The organism is Mycobacterium sp. C31M, assembly GCF_053345865.1.
The window spans coordinates 40914-57477 of sequence record NZ_JBKFAX010000003.1 but is presented as its reverse complement, the minus strand read 5'-3'; the positions used below and the strand labels follow the sequence as shown (position 1 = coordinate 57477).

Genomic DNA, 16564 nt, shown 5'->3' with positions numbered 1-16564 from the left:
CGTAGCCGGGGTTGGGTTCCCCGCTACTACCCCCAGTACGCGGGCTTCGTGCCGGTATTCGCCGCCCGTCGAAATGTTCAGGAAGTTCTTAAGGATTTTCGTTGTCAGGGTTGACGTTCAGGCGTAGACTCGAACACAAGTTCGAATTGCTGTTGCTCCCGCTTCGGTGAGCACGCGCCGGCGACATCGGTCGTCGACAAGGTTCGACCGTACCCTTCGGGGTGGTTGGGCGGTGCTGGCTGGGGCGGGCCGTGATGGCCTGGTGTGGAAGGTGGGTCCCGCGATGGACGCCGCTTGTCTTGAGTCTTTTCTGAATATGTTGATCGACGATCTCACGCCGTCTGCTGCGCCGGAGGCGGATGTGGGCCGGACGTTGTTTCACCTGTTGGAGTGTCCGCGGATCGTGGATGAGCAGTCGTTGTTGGCGGTGTTGGTGGCTGCGGTGACCGCGCGCAATCTGTTCGATTTCGTGATCGCGTCCGCGGTCGCCGCCGCGGAACGGCTCGGGGTGCCGGCGCGTAAGCACCTGAAATCCGGTTCGGACCTGCTCACCTCGGTCGGGATGTCCCCGGGTGCGGCGCAACGGGCCGTACGGGTCGGGCGAGCTGCGCCGGGTCTGGCGGCGTTGACGCGGGCCCAACGGCTGGGCGGGGTGGGGATCGAGTTCGCCGATGCGGTCGGGCTCGGGGTCGCCCATGTGCATTCCCGGGTGCCGTTGTCCGAGGAGGATCGGGCGACGGTGGTGAGGAAGTTGATGATCAAGACCACCCCGGCCGAGGTGGCCGAGAAGGCGCGGGCGATCGCCATCGACCGCACCGCGACACAACCACCCGGTGAGCGGGCGGTGCCGGTCGCGGAGGACGCCGCCCTCAATGTCGTGGCTATCGTGCGGAACAGCGACGGCCGGTCGATCGTGACCATGGATCTGGACGCGGTGACCGCAGAAGAGTTCATGGCGGCCTCGGATCCGTTGACCCGACCGGTGCCGCTGCCGGACGGGTCCCCGGATCCGCGGCCGCCGGGGCGGCGCCGCGCGGATGCGTTCGGGCAGATTGTGTGCACCTATCTGTCGCACTCGGACCGGCCCATGTCCGGGGGCGTGCTGCCGCACGTCACCCTGATCCGGCCACCACAGACCTGTGTCAGGGGCGAAGAAGGTGTGGATCAGCTCGGGTTCACCGGGCCCGTCAGCGCCGCCACCGCGGATCTGATCGCGTGCGACAGCACGCTGAGCACGGTGATCGTCGACCACACCGGCGTCCCACTGGATGTCGGCCGCAGCGAACGCCTGTTCCCGCCACATATCCGTAAAGCGTTGGGGATCCGGGACGGTGGGTGTGCCTTCCCGGGGTGTGGGCGGCCGGTGTCGTGGTGCGATGCCCACCACATCACCCCGTGGAGTGAAGGCGGGACCACCTGTCTGGACGGCGGGGTGTTGTTGTGCCGGATGCACCACACCCTGATCCACCACAGTGGCTGGCAGGTCTACCTCGGCCCCGACCGCCACCCCTGGTTCATCCCACCACACGACCCGACGGGACCCGCACCCGAGCATCTCAGATCCCACGCGAGACGAACCATGACACACCTACCCACGGCTGCCTGACCCAAAGCTGCACGGCACCTTGAAAACTCCATAGTGAACCGTGGGGCGCGGAGCGTCCCGAGTCGTTGTCCGCGGATGGTCAGCGTCTCGGGACGCGCGGCGGTCGGCGGCGCACCAGCACCGACTGCTGGATCGCGCCGATCGGTCCGCACTCGTCGAACAGCGTGCCCAAGGTGGTTCCGATGCCGTCGGGCCCGTAGTTGGTCTCGGCGCGGATGCCGATCCACTCGCCGTCCGGAACCCGGTGGATGTGCACCACCAGGTCGGTGTTCAGGAAGGTCCATGTCCGGATGTCGATCTTGGTGCCGATACCGTTGGCGTCATCGGCGACGGTGAACAAACGCTCAAGCGGCGTCATCACCTCGCCCTTGACCAGGTCCACGGTCGGGCGGATCCACGACTCGCCCGGCCCGTCGGCCAACGGCTTTGTCAGCCAACGCCAGTCGACGCTGTGAACATAGTTGGGATCCCAATCCTTGGCCATATCACGGCTTTTGGCGTCGGCGAGCGGGCGCAGTGGCGGCGCCGGCGCGTGGACCACCTCGGCGGTGTCCTGCTGCTGCAACCGCCATCCGCTGGCCCGGGCCACCGGCCGGGGCGCTCCGTCGGGTCCCGGCGCCAGCAGCTCGGCCGAGATCAGTTCGATCTGCGATCCGGTACGTTCTTTGGTGGCCCGCGCCCACAGATCGCCCTCGGCGGGGACCGGCCCGAGCAGATCGATCAGCACCCGGCTCAATCGGGTATCCGACCGCTGCTCACAGCGCTCCAACGCGCGGACCAACAGGGCTGACGGCGGAGCGCCGTGCTGGATGGCAGGCGACCAGGTGCTGCGCACCAGATCGGATGCGGCGAATTTCTCGCCGATCGGATCGTCGGCATCAACGAGCGTGTAGTAGGACATGCGTGCCCTTCAGTAGGCGGCCGGAACGTCGACGGTGACAGCATCGAGGGTGGACAACTTGGTGCCACGCAACCGTTCCGGGTAGGCATCGGTGGACGACAGCAGGAACAGGGTGCGTCCCTCCGGGCCACCCAGTGCGCACGCGATGGCAGCCCGGTCATTCATATCGATGTCATCGGCGACACCGTCGGGCAGGAATCGCTGGAACTTGTGCGCCAGCGTCATCGCCGCCCACACCCCACCCGCGGCGTCCACGGCCAGCCCGTCCGGCGGTCCGTCCAGGCCGTCGGCGAACACCCTGCGCCCGCTCAGGGTGCCGTCGGCGGCGATATCGAACGCGGTGAGCCGGCGCGCGGTCGATTCGGCGACGATGAGCGTTCCTCGCGGTGTGATGACCATGCCGTTCGGGAAGCTGAGATCCTCGGCGACCACGGACACCCGGCCATCGGGGCCGATCCGGATGATGACACCGCCGTCGCGGGCCTGGGACCCGACGTAGATGCCGCCGCGGTCGTCGACCACCATATCGCCGAGATCGGCGGGTGCGAGATCCGTGAGATCGGCCAGCACGGTGACGCTTTCGCCGTCATAGGCGAGCACCTCACGACGAACGGTGGACACGATCAGGCAGGTCCCATCGGGTCGGAACCCCAGGCCCGACGGTGCGTGACCGGGCAACGGCAGCGTCGACATCTCACCGTGCAGGGTGACGGTGTGCACCGCCTCGCCGAGCATGTCGGAGAACCACACCAGCCCCTCGAACCAGCGGGCACCCTCGCCGAAGCAGAATCCGTTGGCCAACGGCTGGACTGTCATGGCATCACGATAACCCATCACGGCGTCGCACCTTTACAAAACATGTCCAAAATGTCACGCTCGCTGAGTGCGTAAATATCACCGCCACACACTTCTGTACTTGCACGAGACCATCGAGCTCGGCCGCGGCGACGACTTCACCGCGCAGTTCTCGGTGGTGTACCACCCGATGATGGCCGAACTGGGCGCGCGACTGTTCTCGATCTGGGAGACGACGCCCTATAACGGGCACTGGCCGCAGGCGACCATCATCTGGGAGATCGACTCGTTCGCCGACTATGCCCGGATCGGCAGGGCCCAGGCCGCGGGTGGCAGCCACGCCGCCGCGGCCGCCGAATGGTCGGGCTATCTGGCCGGAATCGGCGCCCACGGTGAGGGCCGGATCATGTACGCGGCCCCGCAGAACCGCAACCTGGCCCAACTGCAGGAGGAAGGCTTCAAAGCCGAACTCGTCATCCAGGAGATCATGCAGACCAAACCGGGCCGGCAGGACGACTACATCCGTGAGCTCGAACGGCTCTACGTGCCGTGGTCGGAGAGCACCGGCAAACGCTGGCTCGGATCCTTCACCACCACCTTCCGATTCAACGAAGTCATCCACTACTGGGCACTCGACGGTGGCTGGGACTGTTTCGAGAACCACTACCCGTCCTGGAAGGACAGTCCACCCGCCGAGATCGTCACCTGGATGAGCGTGGCGCCCGCCCTCCGCGACGGCTGGGAAGATTCCATCCTGGCCGCGCTGCCGCCCTCGCCGCTGCAATGAGAACCGCCGTGCCGCAGTCCTTTTCCTACGATCCGTTCGCACCGGATGTGATGGCCGACCCACTGCCGTTCTACCGGGTGCTACGCGACGAACACCCGGTCTACTACCTGCCGCAGTGGGACACCTACGCGCTGTCCCGGTTCGACGACATCTGGGAGGCGCTGCGCCTGACCGACGGCACCTTCGTCGCCTCCGAGGGCACCCTGCCCGCGGCCAATGTGCTCGAACATCACAACGACGGGCCGGTCGCCGATCCGCTGCTGCACCCCATGCCGTTCCACGCAAATTTCGATTCCCCGCTGTATGAGAACGTGCGGCGCTGTACGTCGGCGCAGTTCCGGCCGCGTGCGGCGGCCAAACTGGCCGACCGCATCCGCACCCTGGCCAACGAACGGCTCGACGAACTGCTCCCGCGCGGCACCTTCGACCTCACCCAGGACTACGGCGGTATCGTCGCCGCCGCCATGGTGTGCGAATTCGTCGGTCTGCCAGCAGAAATGGCGTCCGATGTGTTGGCCTCGGTCAACGCGGGCAGCCTGGCGCAGCCCGGCGAAGGTGTCGAGGTCGCCAACGCCCGGCCCGGCTATCTCAGCTATCTGACACCGATCATCGAGGCGCGCCGGGCCGCCGGTGCCGACGGCAGCTGTCCCATTGCCGACAGTCTGATCAACTTCGAATTGCCCGACGGCACGGGCTTCACCGATATGGAGGCCGCCATCCAGATGCTCGGGGTGTTCATCGGTGGCACCGAGACGGTCCCCAAGGTCACCGCCACCGGCCTGTGGCAGCTCAGCGAACACCCCGACCAACTGGCCGCGGTGCGGGCCGACCCGGAGGCCAACGTTCCGGTCGCACGGGAGGAGATCCTGCGTTTCACCGCACCGGCGCAGTGGTTCGCCCGAACTGTGCGGCGTCCGTACACGATTCACGGAACGACCATCAATCCCGGTCAGCGGATCATCACCCTGCTGGCCTCGGCCGCCCGCGATGAACGCGAGTACCCGGAGCCCGACCGGTTCATCTGGAACCGGCCCATCGACCGACTGCTGTCCTTCGGACACGGTCAGCACTTCTGCCTGGGCGTCCACGTCGCCCGCCTGGAGATCACCATCATGATGCAGGAGTGGTTCAAGCGGGTGACCGATTACCGCATCCTGACCGAGGCCGCGTCCCGGCCGCCGTCGAGTTTCCAATGGGGCTGGAACAACATCCCGGTCGAAGTGCAGGGCCGCTGATGTGGGGTTATCGGCTGAGCGCGCCGTATACCTTCGAACGGACCGACCGCGAGCCCCCCGATCCGTCGACACTCGCCGAGGGCGCGGTGCTGCTGAAGTTCCAGGCCGCCGGAATCTGCGGTAGCGACGTTCCCGGCTTCCGGGGTACGCAGGGTCGGTTACCCGCCGACACCGGGTGCTGCGCCGCCGGGATCGACGGATTCCCCATCCACGAGATCGCCGGTGAGGTGCTGGCCAGTGCCCACCCGGCGCACGCCGTGGGGGATCGGGTGGTCGGCTGGTCCTCCGGCTTCGACGGGCTGCAGGCCCAGGTGATCGCCGACGGCAATGGTTTGGCCGGTTACCGAACGGAGCTCACTCCGGCGCATGCGATCGGATTGCAGCCGCTGGCCTGCGTGCTCTACGCCGTCGAACAGCTCGGCGATCTGACCGGCAAGCGGGTCACCGTGATCGGCCAGGGTTCCATCGGACTGCTGTTCAGCCACGTCGTCAAGGCGGCCGGTGCCCGACACGTCACCGGTGTCGACCCACTCGACCGCAGCGCGCTCGCCCCCATCTTCGGTGTCGACGAACCGGTCCGGGCCACCAGCGACCGCTGGATCCGCCACCTCGCACCGGATGCGAAATACGACGTCGTCATAGAGGCCGTCGGGCACCAGGTCGCCACCCTCGGGCATGCCATCGAGGCGGCCGGCTTCGGCGGCACGGTGTTCTACTTCGGCGTCACCGACGACGATGTGTATCCGATCAGTATCAGGACCATGCTGCGCAACAACCTGACCCTGAAATCCGGTGTGACACAGGAACGGCGGCGCGTGTTGGCCGCCGCCGACGAATACGCACGGGCCCATCCGCAGCTGCTGCCGGCCTATCTGACCCACACCTTCGCCCCCGAGGACGCCCAGGCCGCATTCGAGCACGCTTGCCGGCCCGATCCCGGCCGCGTCAAGATCGCGATCGTCGCATGACACGACTGCAGGATGCATTGAACGCCAAGGACCGGATCTGGGGCGGCTGGGTCGTCGGCCCGACCATCATCGGTCCGGAGGAGTTCGCCGCCGCCGGTTACGACTATGTCGGGTTCGACGTCCAGCACGGCTATCTGGACGACGCCGATGTGGCCCTGCTGCTGCGCCGCCTCGAACACCTGCCGATCGGCACGGCGGTGCGACTGCCGAACGCCGATCCGGCGCCGATCGGCCGGGTCCTCGACGCCGGGGCCGACGCTGTCATCATCGCCATGGTCGAGGACGCCGGCCAGGCCGCGGCGGCCGTCGCCGCCACGCGCTACGCCCCGGCCGGTGTGCGCAGCTTCGGCCCGTTGCGGGCATCACTCGGCCATGACACCGCCGCGCTGGAAGCCGCGGCGAGCGTATACCTGATGATCGAGACCGCGCGCGGGCTCGCCGCCCTCGACGAGATCTGTGCCGTACCGGGACTTTCCGGTATCTACGTCGGTCCGGCCGACCTGGCGATCTCGATGGGCCACCGGCTCGCGGATGCGTTCACCCACCCCGACATCCGCGCCGCGATGGCTCATATCGCCGCGACGGCTACCGCAGCCGGCCTGGTCGCCGGAATCCACGCCGGCACCGGATCGATCGGGAAAAGCATGGTGGACATGGGATTTCGGATGATCACACTGGCCTCGGAATCGCAGGCGCTGCGCCGCGGCGCGGCGGCACATCTTGATGAGGCCGGTGCGGGCGGGGCCCAGGCGACGGAAGGTTACCTGCAATGACGGGGCACCCAGTGGCGCTGGTGACCGGTGCCGCCCGCGGGCAGGGCGCGGCAATCGTCGCCCGGTTGCACGCCGACGGCTACCGGGTGGCCGCGTGTGACCTGCCCGGTGCGGGCGCCGAACATCCCGACGGTGTGCTCGCCATCGACCTGGACGTCACCTCCGAAGAACAATGGACGGCCGCCGTCGCTGCGACGGTGGCACGCTTCGGTGGGTTGACCACACTGGTCAACAATGCCGGTGTGCTGCACCGGGCCTCGCTCGGCGAGGAAACCGCCGCGGGCTTCGAGAACAGCTGGCGGGTCAACTGTCTGGGCCCCTTCGTGGGCATTCGTGCCGCGCTGGAACACCTGCGTGCCGCCGATGGCGCCGCGATCGTCAACACCTGCAGCACCAGCGCGGTCCGGCCGTTCCCCAACCACGCCGCCTACGGATCGTCGAAATGGGCGCTGCGCGGGCTGACCCAGGCCGCCGCGGTGGAACTGCTGGGCGCGGGCATCCGGGTCAACGCCGTCTTCCCAGGACCCATCGCCACCCCGATGCTCGACGAACGCACCCAGGCCCGGCTCGGCGAATCCGGCCGGCTCGGCACCCCGGCAGAGGTCGCCGACGCCGTCGCCTTCCTGGTATCGCCGAACGCCTCGTTCATCACCGGTTCGGAGCTGGTGATCGACGGTGGCCAGATCCTGAAGATCGGATGAGCAGCATGACCACAACATCGTCCGTGGGGATCATCGGTGCCGGTCCGGGTGGCCTGGCGCTGGGAATCTTTCTACGCAAGGCAGGTTTCCGCGATTTCACCATCTTCGATCGGGAGGACGGGGTCGGGGGAACCTGGCGTATCAACACCTATCCGGGCCTGGCCTGCGATGTGAAATCACACCTGTACTCGTTCTCGTTCGATCTCAATGCGCAATGGTCACGGCTGTGGTCCGGCCAGCGCGAGATCCTGGCCTATTTCGAGGACTCGGCCCGCCGGCATCGCCTGCAACCTCACCTGCGGCTGAATACCGAGATCACCGCGGCACACTGGAACGCCGAAGCGGCCAACTGGACGCTGACCACCGGCAGCGGTGACCGGCACACCTTCGACATCGTGGTGTCGGCGGTCGGGCTGTTCACCCAGCCGCTGATGCCGGACCTGGGCGACCGCAACCAGTTCGGCGGCACCGTGATGCACACCGCGCAGTGGGATCACTCGGTGCCGTTGGAAGGGTCGCGGATTGCCGTGCTGGGTACCGGATCAACTGCCTCGCAGGTGGTTCCGGAGCTGGCCAAGGTCGCCGACAAGGTCTACTCGGTGCAGCGGTCACCGACCTGGATCCTGCCCAAACCCAACCGCGGATACACCGAACGTGAGCGCTGGATGTTCGCCCACGTCCCGCTGGCCAAGAAGATCTACCGCACCCGGCTTTGGCTGCGCAGCGAATCGAACATCTCGGTGATCGAGGACGGCAGCGACAAGACCCAGCAGTTCAAGGCCTTGGCGCTGAACATGCTCGAGGCGTCGGTCAAGGACGAGGACCTGCGCAAGAGGCTCACCCCGGACCATCCGCTGGGCTGCAAACGGCTGGTGTTCTCCTCTGATTTTGTGCCGACCCTGACACGGTCCAATGTCGAGGTCGTCGACAGCCCGGCCCGGTCGTTGACGGCCGATGCCCTGGTCACCGCGGACGGGCGCGAACTCGACGTCGACGTCGTGGTGTGTGCCACCGGCTATGCCGCCGCCGACTACCTCGGGCAGATCGAGGTCACCGGCGAGAACGGTGTCACCCTGCGCGATACCTGGAGCGACGGCGCCTACGCCTACCTCGGCATGGCGGTACCCGGGTTCCCGAACTTCTTCATGCTGTACGGACCCAACACCAACGTCGGGTCCAACAGTGTCATCTTCGTCCTGGAGGCGCAGGCGCACTACATCGTGCGGGCCCTGCGGCATCTGCGTCGGCGCCGCAAAACCTATGTGGCCGTGCGCCCGGAGGCCATGTCCGAGTATCTGACGCGCATCGACGGCTGGATGCAGGGCACCGTCTGGCTGACCCGCTGTAACAGTTACTTCCGAGCGGCCAATGGCCGGGTGGTCACGCAGTGGCCGCGCAGCGCCCGAGCGTTCTGGCAGATGACCCGCCGATTCCGTCCCGGCCCGTACACCTTCGACCGGCCATGACGATCCACGATCGGCTGGCCCCGGCACTGCGACATCTGCTGGACGCACGGACAGATCTTTCCGCCGAACTGCTGCCTGCGGTACGCGAGGGACTGAACGTGCGCCGCCGCGAGTCGGCGGCCACCGTTGACAGTTCCGGGGTGCAAATCTCGGAAACCTCAGTGGGCAAACACGTTCCGTTACGGATCTATGCCGGTGGGCAGGCCGGCGTGGTGGTGTACTGCCACGGCGGGGCCTTTGTGCTGGGCAATCTGGACACCGATCACCTGCAATGCGTCGAGCTGGCCCGCCGGGCACAGGTCACGGTCATCAGCGTCGACTACCGGCTGGCGCCCGAACATCCGTATCCGGCCGGCCTCGACGATGCGCTCACCGTCCTGGGCTGGGCCGCCGAAACCTACAAGGGGCAGCCATTGGTGGTGGCGGGTAACAGCGCCGGGGGTGCGCTGGCCGCGGGACTGGCACAGTGTGCGGCCGCCGGGCAGGCACCGCTCATCGTCTATCAGCTCCTGCACCAACCCGTGCTCGACGACGGGCTGACACCGTCGAAGCAGGAGTTCGACAGCACGCCCGGATTCGACGGCCCGGCAACGGAGTTGATGTGGCGGTACTACCTGGCGGGGGAGCAGCCCCCGAACGGCGCGGTGCCGGCCCGCGCCTCTGACCTGACCGGGCTGGCACCGGCCTTCATCAGTTGTTCGGAGCTAGATCCGTTGCGTGACGAGGCCGTCGACTACGCGTTGCGGCTGATGTGGGCCGGTGTCGCCACCGAGTTGCATGTCGTCCCGGGCACCTGCCACGGTTTCGACTCGCTGGTGCCCGGCTGGGAGGTCAGCACGCAGTTGTTCGACGCCCAGGGCGCGGCGCTGCGCCGCGCACTCAGCTGAGTTCGCGCGCCACCGCCGCGTGGTAGGCGTCGATATGTGACGGGTTGACGATCCGGAAGAACCCGTCACCCATCGGCGCTTCCCGATAGGCCTCGATGGTCATCGTCCGCTTGAACAGCGTGACGCCGGGATCCGGTGCACTGAAATGGTATTCGATCGTCATCCGACCCTCGAACCCGCCGTTGCCCTGGTAGTCGGCCCCGAGGGTGCCCACCGAACTGAACACCCACATCCGTGGCCGGGTGGCGACCGCGAGCTGCCAGGTGAACACCCGGTCCTCGGTGGGGTGGGCCTCCTGCCAGGTGTCACCGACCTGCAGCGGCAGCGTGTCGCCGACCCCGGTGATACGCGGTGCGCCGGGATAGGTCTTGGCCCAGTTGACCGGATTGGTGACAAAATCGTAGATCTGCTCCGCAGTTTGGGCGAATGCGGTCTCGGAACTGGTGGTGACGATGCCCAACGGGGTGCCTTTCTGGGTGGGAGGAGGTCAGCAACCGCGACCCGGGCCACCGGCCGGCAGCTCGGCGATCATGTCGACCCGTGTTTCGTCGAAGCTCAGGAAGCCTTGAACGGCAGTGGATTCCGGTCGCGGGTTCGGATAGCTCCAGGCGATGTCGGTGATGGCCTGCCCATCGATGACCGCCGACCAGTACTCCGCATGGCCCTTGTAGTTGCAGTAGCTCGTGGTGGCACTGCGCTGCAGCAGGTCGGTGCGGACCAGCTGCGGGTCGACATACAGGCGCGGCGCCAGCGCGGTCTCGAAGACGATCACCGTGTCGGCGGTGTCGACCAGCACGGTGCCGCCCACGCTGACCCGCAGCCCGCGCCCGGTCGGCAGGCAGTCCACCCGGTGGTACGGGTTGGGTGGGTAGTGCACGAGGCGGCGCCCCTCTTCGACCCAGCCGTCGGCGGCCTCCCACGGCACCCGCACATAGCCGGGCCGTTCGGGTACCGGTTCGGTCGGTAGACCGGAGACCTCGGTGGCCGGGAACGCGTAGCTCAACGGTTGATCGCGGCGATGTACCAGCAACGCGGATTCGGTGTCGATCACGTTGTGTCCGTTGACAATGGCCTGGACACGTCGCGGATGGGGCTCGATGAACACCAGCTCGCCGGGGATGGCGGGGAAGAAGACGCCGGCGGGATCCCGGCTGAACGGGCCACGGCCGGCGTAGAGAGTCACAGCCAAGAGCTTTACAGATTGTCGAATAAATGTCACGCTGATGGGGTCGCTCCGGCGGCCCCGCCCACTGTCGTTTCGCGAAGGAGACAGCCAGCGTGAAAGCCCAATCGATGCGTCATGACGAGCGCACTGTCTTCGGTGACCGACGCGGTGTCGGAGTCCGCGCGTCGGCGACAGCGCTGCTGACCTACGACCTGACCGTCGTCGCCGACGATGTCCTCGACGTCGTCAGCGGAGCCGGCGGCTGGCTCTATGACCGGGTCCGCGCCGGTTGGAAGGTCAACGTCGTGGTGCCCGCGGGCAGCGATGCCCGTCCACTGGACATCCTCGGCGTACGCACCGCCCACGCGGGCCGGCACGCCCGCGAACTACCGACCGACCCCGCCGCGCTGGCCGTTTCGGCACGGGCTTTCGGTGTCGACGCCGAGGTGCAGCGCCACGTCACCCGGGCGCTCAAGCAAGGATCCGCGGAGGTGACCATGTGGGGTGAGGGCGGCGCCGCCGACATCGGCTACCGGGTCGATCGGGTGCAGTTCCGGCTCAGCCCGGCCGCCCGGGCCTTCAAATCGCATGCCCTGGCCGCGGCCGGAGTTCCGGACCGAGTCGCGGCGACCGAGCAGTTCCACAGCTGCGCGCTCTGGTATCCCGCGGACGGACCCGACCTGGTGGCCGTGCGCTGACGACTACGACAAGAACGCCCCGGAGCCGAAGCTCCGGGGCGTTCTCGTGAAGAAGAGGGTCTTTTATCGGTACCAGCCGCGGCTGCGGGCGATCCAGTCGCGCGCCACGATGCCGAGGAGCACCACCGCGAAGAGGATCAGGAAGATGTCCTCGACGCGGCCGACGTGGTTGCCGTGCGTCATGGTCACCAGGAAGATCGCGCTGAAGATGCCGATGATGTGCAGCACCCGCGGGTTCTCCACCGACCAGCCCCAGGCTGCCGAAGGCACATCTTCTACATCGACGCCGTTGTGACGCTCGACCTCGGTGCCGGACACACGTTCTCCTCACGTTCGGTGAAACCCGAATGAATGCGCCCATTCTGGCACACGGCCACGATTACGCCCGATGGGGCGTGCGAAACACCCGGTTGTGGGTACGTTGCCAGCGTGACTGAACGTTTGCGCAGGAAATCTGTGGAGCAGTCGATTGCCGACACCGACGAACCGGGCACCCGGCTGCGCAAGGACCTGACATGGTGGGACCTGACGGTCTTCGGCGTCTCGGTGGTCGTCGGCGCGGGCATCTTCACCGTCACCGCCTCGACTGCGGCCAACATCACCGGGCCGGCCATCTCGGTGTCGTTCCTCCTGGCCGCGGTCACCTGCGGGCTGGCCGCGCTGTGCTACGCCGAGTTCGCCTCCACGGTGCCGGTGGCCGGCAGCGCCTACACGTTCTCCTACGCCACGTTCGGCGAGTTCGTCGCCTGGATCATCGGGTGGGACCTGATCCTGGAGTTCGCTGTCGGCGCCGCCGTGGTCGCCAAGGGCTGGTCGAGTTATCTGGGCACGGTGTTCGGGTTCTCCGGCGGTGTCATCGAGGTGGGACCACTCGACTTTGACTGGGGTGCCCTGCTGATCGTCATCACGGTCGCGACGCTGCTGGCGCTGGGCACCAAACTGTCCTCCCATTTCAGCCTCGTCATCACCGCTATCAAGGTGTCGGTGGTGCTGCTGGTGGTGATCGTCGGCGCGTTCTACATCAAGGCGGCCAACTACACCCCGTTCATCCCGCCCGCCGAATCCGGGGAGGCCGGCGGTTCCGGGGTGGACCAGTCGCTGTTCTCGCTGCTGACCGGTGCGGCCGGCAGCCACTACGGCATCTACGGTCTGCTGGCGGGTGCCTCGATCGTGTTCTTCGCGTTCATCGGATTCGACGTGGTCGCCACCACCGCCGAGGAGACCAAGGATCCGCAGCGCGATGTCGCCAAGGGCATCCTCGCCTCGTTGGCCATCGTGACGGTGCTCTACGTCGCGGTCGCGGTGGTGCTCTCCGGCATGGCCTCGTACCTGGACATGCAGGCGGCCGGGGAGGGACACCCGAACCTGGCGACCGCCTTCGAGCTCAACGGGGTGGGCTGGGCGGCCAAGGTCATCTCGATCGGCGCGCTGGCCGGCCTGACCACCGTGGTGATGGTGCTGATGCTGGGGCTGTCGCGGGTGCTGTTCGCGATGTCACGGGACGGCCTGCTGCCGCGGTCGCTGGCCCGCACCGGTACCCGCGGCACCCCGGTCCACATCACCGTGATCGTCGCGGTGCTCGTCGCGCTGGCGGCCTCGCTGTTCCCGGTGAACCGGCTGGAGGAGATGGTCAATGTCGGCACGCTGTTCGCCTTCGTACTCGTCTCGGCCGGTGTCATCGTGTTGCGCCGTACCCGGCCGGACCTCAAGCGCGGGTTCCGGGTGCCCTGGGTTCCGTTGCTGCCCATCGCCTCGATCGTCGCCTGCCTGTGGCTGATGCTGAATCTCACGGCGCTGACCTGGATCCGGTTCATCGCCTGGATGGCGCTCGGGGTGCTGGTCTACTTCCTGTACGGCCGCAGGCATTCGCTGCTCGGGCAGCGACAGGCGTTGGACGAAAAGATCTGACGTGCAGTTCTGGAGCGGTACGCCGTTCATGGCGACCGACAAGGCGTTGGCGCTCGCGCAGATCCTGGACGAAGCCGGCTTCGACGGGGTGATCTGCGCCGACCACATGATCTACCCGCGCGAGCTGACCTCCCGGTACCCGTCGGAGAGCGGGAAACCCGGCTGGGCACCGGAAACCGCGTGGCCCGACTCGTGGGTGATGATCGGCGCGATGGCGGCGCTGACCGAACGACTGCGGTTCTCCAACGCGGTCTACGTGGCCCCGTCACGCCCACTGGTCGAGGTCGCCAAGGTGGTCGCGACCGCCGCCGAGATCTCCGGAGGCCGGGTCTCCCTCGGTGTCGGGGCCGGTTGGATGCGCGAGGAATTCGAGCTGATGGGGCAGGACTTCGGCACCCGCGGCAAGCGACTCGACGAGATGATCCCGGCGCTGCGCGCGCTGTGGCAGGGCGGCTGGGTGTCCTGGCAAGGCGAGCACTACCGGGTCCCGGAGATGATGCTCGAACCGCATCCGCCGGGCCCGGTGCCCATCCTGTGCGGCGGCGAGTCCGAGGCCGCACTGCGCCGGGCCGCGCGCCTCGGCGACGGCTGGGTCGGCACCGTCTACACCCTCGACGGTGCCCTTCCATACGTCCAACGGTTGACCGAGCTGCGCCGCGAATACGGCCGCAGCGACGAACCGTTCGAGGTCCTGGTGGCGCTGCTGGACCCGCCGTCGGTGGACCTGTACCGCCGCGCCGAGGAGGCCGGGATCACCGCGGTGCTCTGTGCTCCCTGGGCGATCGCCGAGGATCACCGCGACGCCACCATGCGGTTCGCCGACAAGATCATCACGCAGTTCCGGTGACTCAGCCGTAGGTGAGCGAATACGCCCGCAATCCCGGGTCGAGGGACGCCTCGACGGTGCCCGCCCCGTCGCTGTCGTCGGCGGCGATCGTGCGCACATGTTGGGCGGTCCGCTGACCGGCAGTTCGCGGGTGACGCCGTCGCGGGTGATCCGCACGGTGCCGGTGCCGCCGACGACAAGATAGACGTTGCGGGCGTGGTAGTTCAGCCGGATCGCGGCGTCGGCCGCCTGTGCGGTGATGCCCTGGTGGTCCAGGGCCCACGTCCCGCGAAGGGCGAAGCTGTCCGCCGGCCGGTAGCGCGCTGTCGTCGCCGTCGGAAATGAGTTGGCGGATCAGCTTTTCGGTGGTGGCGTAGTCGCCTTCGCCGAACTTGATGTGCCGGACCACACCCTGTTTGTCGATCAGGTAGTGGGCGGGCCAATAACGGTTGCGGTAGTTGGTCCAGGTGGAGAAGTTGTTGTCCATCGCCACCGGATAGGTGATACCGAGATCCTCGGCGCCGCTGACGACATTGGCCTCCTCCGGAAGGCGGCGACCCGTTCGGCCATCCGGCGCCCGGCGAGCGCAAAGAACAGCAGCGGCAGCGCGGCGCCGACGGCGAAGGCCAGCGTCAGGGCGACGATGTCGGCGCCGATGGTGCCGGTCGCGCCGGCGACCACGATGGCGGCCAGAACCGGTCCCGCGCACGGCACGTAGAGCACACCCAAGGCCAGGCCCAATCCGAAACCGCTCTCACCGGAACCGAACTGGCGTTGCGGTAGCCGGGAGAACGGTTTCTCCACCCACGCTTCCACGCCGGGGAAGATCAATCCGAGACCGATCGCCACCAGGGCCACCAGGGCCACCCAGCGGATGGTGTCCTGCGGCAGGTTCGCCCAGGCCAACAGTGCCGACCCGACGAGAGTGACGAGGCTGAAACTCAGCACCAGGCCGGTGATCACGAGGTAGGGCCGACCCTTTTGATCGCCTGTTCCGGAGAAGAAGATCACCGGCAGCTCCGGCAGGATGCACGGCGAGATCCCGGTGATCAAGCCCCCGAGGATTCCGATCACGATCAGCGTTGTCATATGAGTTATTCGTCACTGCAATGCTTTTAGATGTGAATCAGCCCGGCCGGTGTAGCCGGCCGGGCTGAATTCGACTACAACGATCACATCGGGGGCATCAACACCGTGTCCACCAGGTAGACCGTCGCGTTGGCGGTCTGCACGCCACCGCACACTACGTTGGTGGTGTCATTGACCTTCAGTTCGGCAGGCATCGCCATGTTCGGGGCGGTGACGTTCACCTCGGCGCCCTGCATTGTCTTGTGCATTCCGACAACCTGTTCGGGGCCGGCCTGCCCCTCGACCACGTGGTAGGTCAGGATGCTGGTGAGCAACGCCGAATCCGTCTTCAGCGTCTCCAGTGTCGCCGGGTCGATCTTCGCGAAGGCCTCGTCGGTGGGCGCGAACACCGTCAGCGACGGCGCGCTGTTGAGCGTGTCGACCAGGTTGACGTTCGGATTGAGCTGACCGGAAACCGCCTGGGTCAACGTCTTCAGCATCGGGTTGTTAGATGCCGCGACGGCCACCGGGTCCATCGACATGCCGGTGATCGAGGCCGGGCCCTCCGGATTCTGGGCGGCATAGGCGGCGCAGCCGGGGCCGACGGCCTCGGCCTGCGCCACGCCGGCCGAGGCGAACAGCAGACCGGATGCGGCCGCCGCGGTACAAGCGGCGCCGACGAGCTTGCGGGTGTTCAGGGTGAGAGTCACCGAGTCATTCCTTTTCGTATCGTTTCGTTTTCGTACCGTTGTGCGTTTCGTAAGTGAGGGCGAGACAGCC

The 16564-nt window shown here is 67.1% G+C and carries 17 protein-coding genes and 1 pseudogene; 11 read left to right on the top strand and 7 right to left on the bottom strand.

Translation table 11 applies throughout. The features are described 5' to 3' along the window. The first annotated feature begins 316 nt into the window (after positions 1–316). Positions 317–1606 carry a DUF222 domain-containing protein gene (locus tag ACLBYA_RS05165; protein WP_447708291.1) on the top strand — a complete coding sequence of 430 codons (1290 nt, stop codon included), beginning with the start codon at positions 317–319 and terminating at the stop codon, positions 1604–1606. A 79-nt stretch (positions 1607–1685) separates the two neighbouring features. Here the strand turns inward: ACLBYA_RS05165 and ACLBYA_RS05160 are convergent, their stop codons facing one another. Next, positions 1686–2507: a thioesterase family protein gene (locus ACLBYA_RS05160; RefSeq protein ID WP_447708290.1), complete on the bottom strand. Its 822-nt coding sequence runs from the start codon at positions 2505–2507 to the stop codon at positions 1686–1688. 9 nt (positions 2508–2516) lie between these two features. Next, positions 2517–3323: an SMP-30/gluconolactonase/LRE family protein gene (locus tag ACLBYA_RS05155; protein WP_447708289.1), complete on the bottom strand. Its 807-nt coding sequence runs from the start codon at positions 3321–3323 to the stop codon at positions 2517–2519. A 67-nt stretch (positions 3324–3390) separates the two neighbouring features. On the opposite strand from ACLBYA_RS05155, the gene ACLBYA_RS05150 reads away from it, so the two are divergent. Genes ACLBYA_RS05150 through ACLBYA_RS05120 form a run of 7 tightly spaced genes read left to right on the top strand, consistent with a single transcriptional unit; the run spans position 3391 to position 10119 of the window. Then, positions 3391–4089 carry an NIPSNAP family protein gene (locus ACLBYA_RS05150; protein ID WP_447708288.1) on the top strand — a complete coding sequence of 233 codons (699 nt, stop codon included), beginning with the start codon at positions 3391–3393 and terminating at the stop codon, positions 4087–4089. Beyond that, positions 4086–5324 carry a cytochrome P450 gene (locus ACLBYA_RS05145; RefSeq protein WP_447708287.1) on the top strand — a complete coding sequence of 413 codons (1239 nt, stop codon included), beginning with the start codon at positions 4086–4088 and terminating at the stop codon, positions 5322–5324. The genes ACLBYA_RS05150 and ACLBYA_RS05145 overlap by 4 nt, the downstream gene beginning before the upstream one ends. After that, positions 5324–6292 (top strand): zinc-binding dehydrogenase, encoded by a 969-nt coding sequence (locus ACLBYA_RS05140; protein WP_447708286.1) that lies wholly within the window; start codon positions 5324–5326, stop codon positions 6290–6292. Before ACLBYA_RS05145 ends, ACLBYA_RS05140 begins: the two co-directional genes overlap by 1 nt. Continuing rightward, entirely contained in the window at positions 6289–7065 is a 777-nt protein-coding gene (locus ACLBYA_RS05135) for an HpcH/HpaI aldolase family protein (RefSeq protein ID WP_447708285.1), read from the top strand. Before ACLBYA_RS05140 ends, ACLBYA_RS05135 begins: the two co-directional genes overlap by 4 nt. Continuing rightward, on the top strand, positions 7062–7766 hold the full coding sequence (locus tag ACLBYA_RS05130) for an SDR family NAD(P)-dependent oxidoreductase (RefSeq protein ID WP_447708284.1): 705 nt from the start codon (positions 7062–7064) through the stop codon (positions 7764–7766). The genes ACLBYA_RS05135 and ACLBYA_RS05130 overlap by 4 nt, the downstream gene beginning before the upstream one ends. Positions 7767–7771: 5 nt before the next feature. After that, entirely contained in the window at positions 7772–9232 is a 1461-nt protein-coding gene (locus ACLBYA_RS05125; protein WP_447708283.1) for a flavin-containing monooxygenase, read from the top strand. Beyond that, positions 9229–10119, top strand: coding sequence for an alpha/beta hydrolase (locus tag ACLBYA_RS05120; RefSeq protein WP_447708282.1), 891 nt, complete (start codon positions 9229–9231; stop codon positions 10117–10119). Before ACLBYA_RS05125 ends, ACLBYA_RS05120 begins: the two co-directional genes overlap by 4 nt. Here ACLBYA_RS05120 and ACLBYA_RS05115 read toward each other — a convergent pair. Further along, positions 10112–10579, bottom strand: coding sequence for an SRPBCC family protein (locus ACLBYA_RS05115; RefSeq protein ID WP_447708281.1), 468 nt, complete (start codon positions 10577–10579; stop codon positions 10112–10114). The two genes, ACLBYA_RS05120 and ACLBYA_RS05115, sit on opposite strands and share 8 nt — an antisense overlap. Before the next feature lie 27 nt (positions 10580–10606). Then, positions 10607–11302: a DUF427 domain-containing protein gene (locus tag ACLBYA_RS05110; RefSeq protein ID WP_447708280.1), complete on the bottom strand. Its 696-nt coding sequence runs from the start codon at positions 11300–11302 to the stop codon at positions 10607–10609. Between the two features lie 95 nt (positions 11303–11397). On the opposite strand from ACLBYA_RS05110, the gene ACLBYA_RS05105 reads away from it, so the two are divergent. Further along, positions 11398–11982 carry a hypothetical protein gene (locus ACLBYA_RS05105; protein WP_447708279.1) on the top strand — a complete coding sequence of 195 codons (585 nt, stop codon included), beginning with the start codon at positions 11398–11400 and terminating at the stop codon, positions 11980–11982. A gap of 63 nt (positions 11983–12045) precedes the next feature. Here the strand turns inward: ACLBYA_RS05105 and ACLBYA_RS05100 are convergent, their stop codons facing one another. Next, entirely contained in the window at positions 12046–12300 is a 255-nt protein-coding gene (locus ACLBYA_RS05100; RefSeq protein ID WP_447708278.1) for a DUF2631 domain-containing protein, read from the bottom strand. 111 nt (positions 12301–12411) lie between these two features. Here ACLBYA_RS05100 and ACLBYA_RS05095 point away from each other — a divergent pair, with 111 nt between their 5' ends. Together ACLBYA_RS05095 and ACLBYA_RS05090 are read left to right on the top strand one after the other, a co-directional pair. Next, positions 12412–13890, top strand: a complete 1479-nt coding sequence (locus ACLBYA_RS05095; RefSeq protein WP_447708277.1) for an amino acid permease — start codon at positions 12412–12414, stop codon at positions 13888–13890. A 1-nt stretch (position 13891) separates the two neighbouring features. After that, the gene (locus ACLBYA_RS05090) at positions 13892–14737 is read left to right on the top strand and encodes a TIGR03619 family F420-dependent LLM class oxidoreductase (RefSeq protein WP_447708276.1); all 846 of its coding nucleotides are present in this window, start codon (positions 13892–13894) and stop codon (positions 14735–14737) included. Position 14738: 1 nt separating this feature from the next. Here ACLBYA_RS05090 and ACLBYA_RS05085 read toward each other — a convergent pair. Continuing rightward, positions 14739–15805, bottom strand: a pseudogene (locus tag ACLBYA_RS05085) (cytochrome c biogenesis protein CcdA). An 83-nt stretch (positions 15806–15888) separates the two neighbouring features. Next, a complete protein-coding gene (locus tag ACLBYA_RS05080; protein ID WP_447708275.1) occupies positions 15889–16494 on the bottom strand; it encodes a fasciclin domain-containing protein in 606 nt (201 codons plus the stop codon). Positions 16495–16564 lie beyond the last annotated feature (70 nt).

Bases quoted from the DNA above. Each gene is read 5' to 3' on its own strand.
- ACLBYA_RS05165 (WP_447708291.1), top strand. From the start codon at position 317: ATGTTGATCGACGATCTCACGCCGTCTGCTGCGCCGGAGGCGGATGTG.
- ACLBYA_RS05160 (WP_447708290.1), bottom strand. From the start codon at position 2,507: ATGTCCTACTACACGCTCGTTGATGCCGACGATCCGATCGGCGAGAAA.
- ACLBYA_RS05155 (WP_447708289.1), bottom strand. From the start codon at position 3,323: ATGACAGTCCAGCCGTTGGCCAACGGATTCTGCTTCGGCGAGGGTGCC.
- ACLBYA_RS05145 (WP_447708287.1), top strand. From the start codon at position 4,086: ATGAGAACCGCCGTGCCGCAGTCCTTTTCCTACGATCCGTTCGCACCG.
- ACLBYA_RS05140 (WP_447708286.1), top strand. From the start codon at position 5,324: ATGTGGGGTTATCGGCTGAGCGCGCCGTATACCTTCGAACGGACCGAC.
- ACLBYA_RS05135 (WP_447708285.1), top strand. From the start codon at position 6,289: ATGACACGACTGCAGGATGCATTGAACGCCAAGGACCGGATCTGGGGC.
- ACLBYA_RS05130 (WP_447708284.1), top strand. From the start codon at position 7,062: ATGACGGGGCACCCAGTGGCGCTGGTGACCGGTGCCGCCCGCGGGCAG.
- ACLBYA_RS05125 (WP_447708283.1), top strand. From the start codon at position 7,772: ATGACCACAACATCGTCCGTGGGGATCATCGGTGCCGGTCCGGGTGGC.
- ACLBYA_RS05120 (WP_447708282.1), top strand. From the start codon at position 9,229: ATGACGATCCACGATCGGCTGGCCCCGGCACTGCGACATCTGCTGGAC.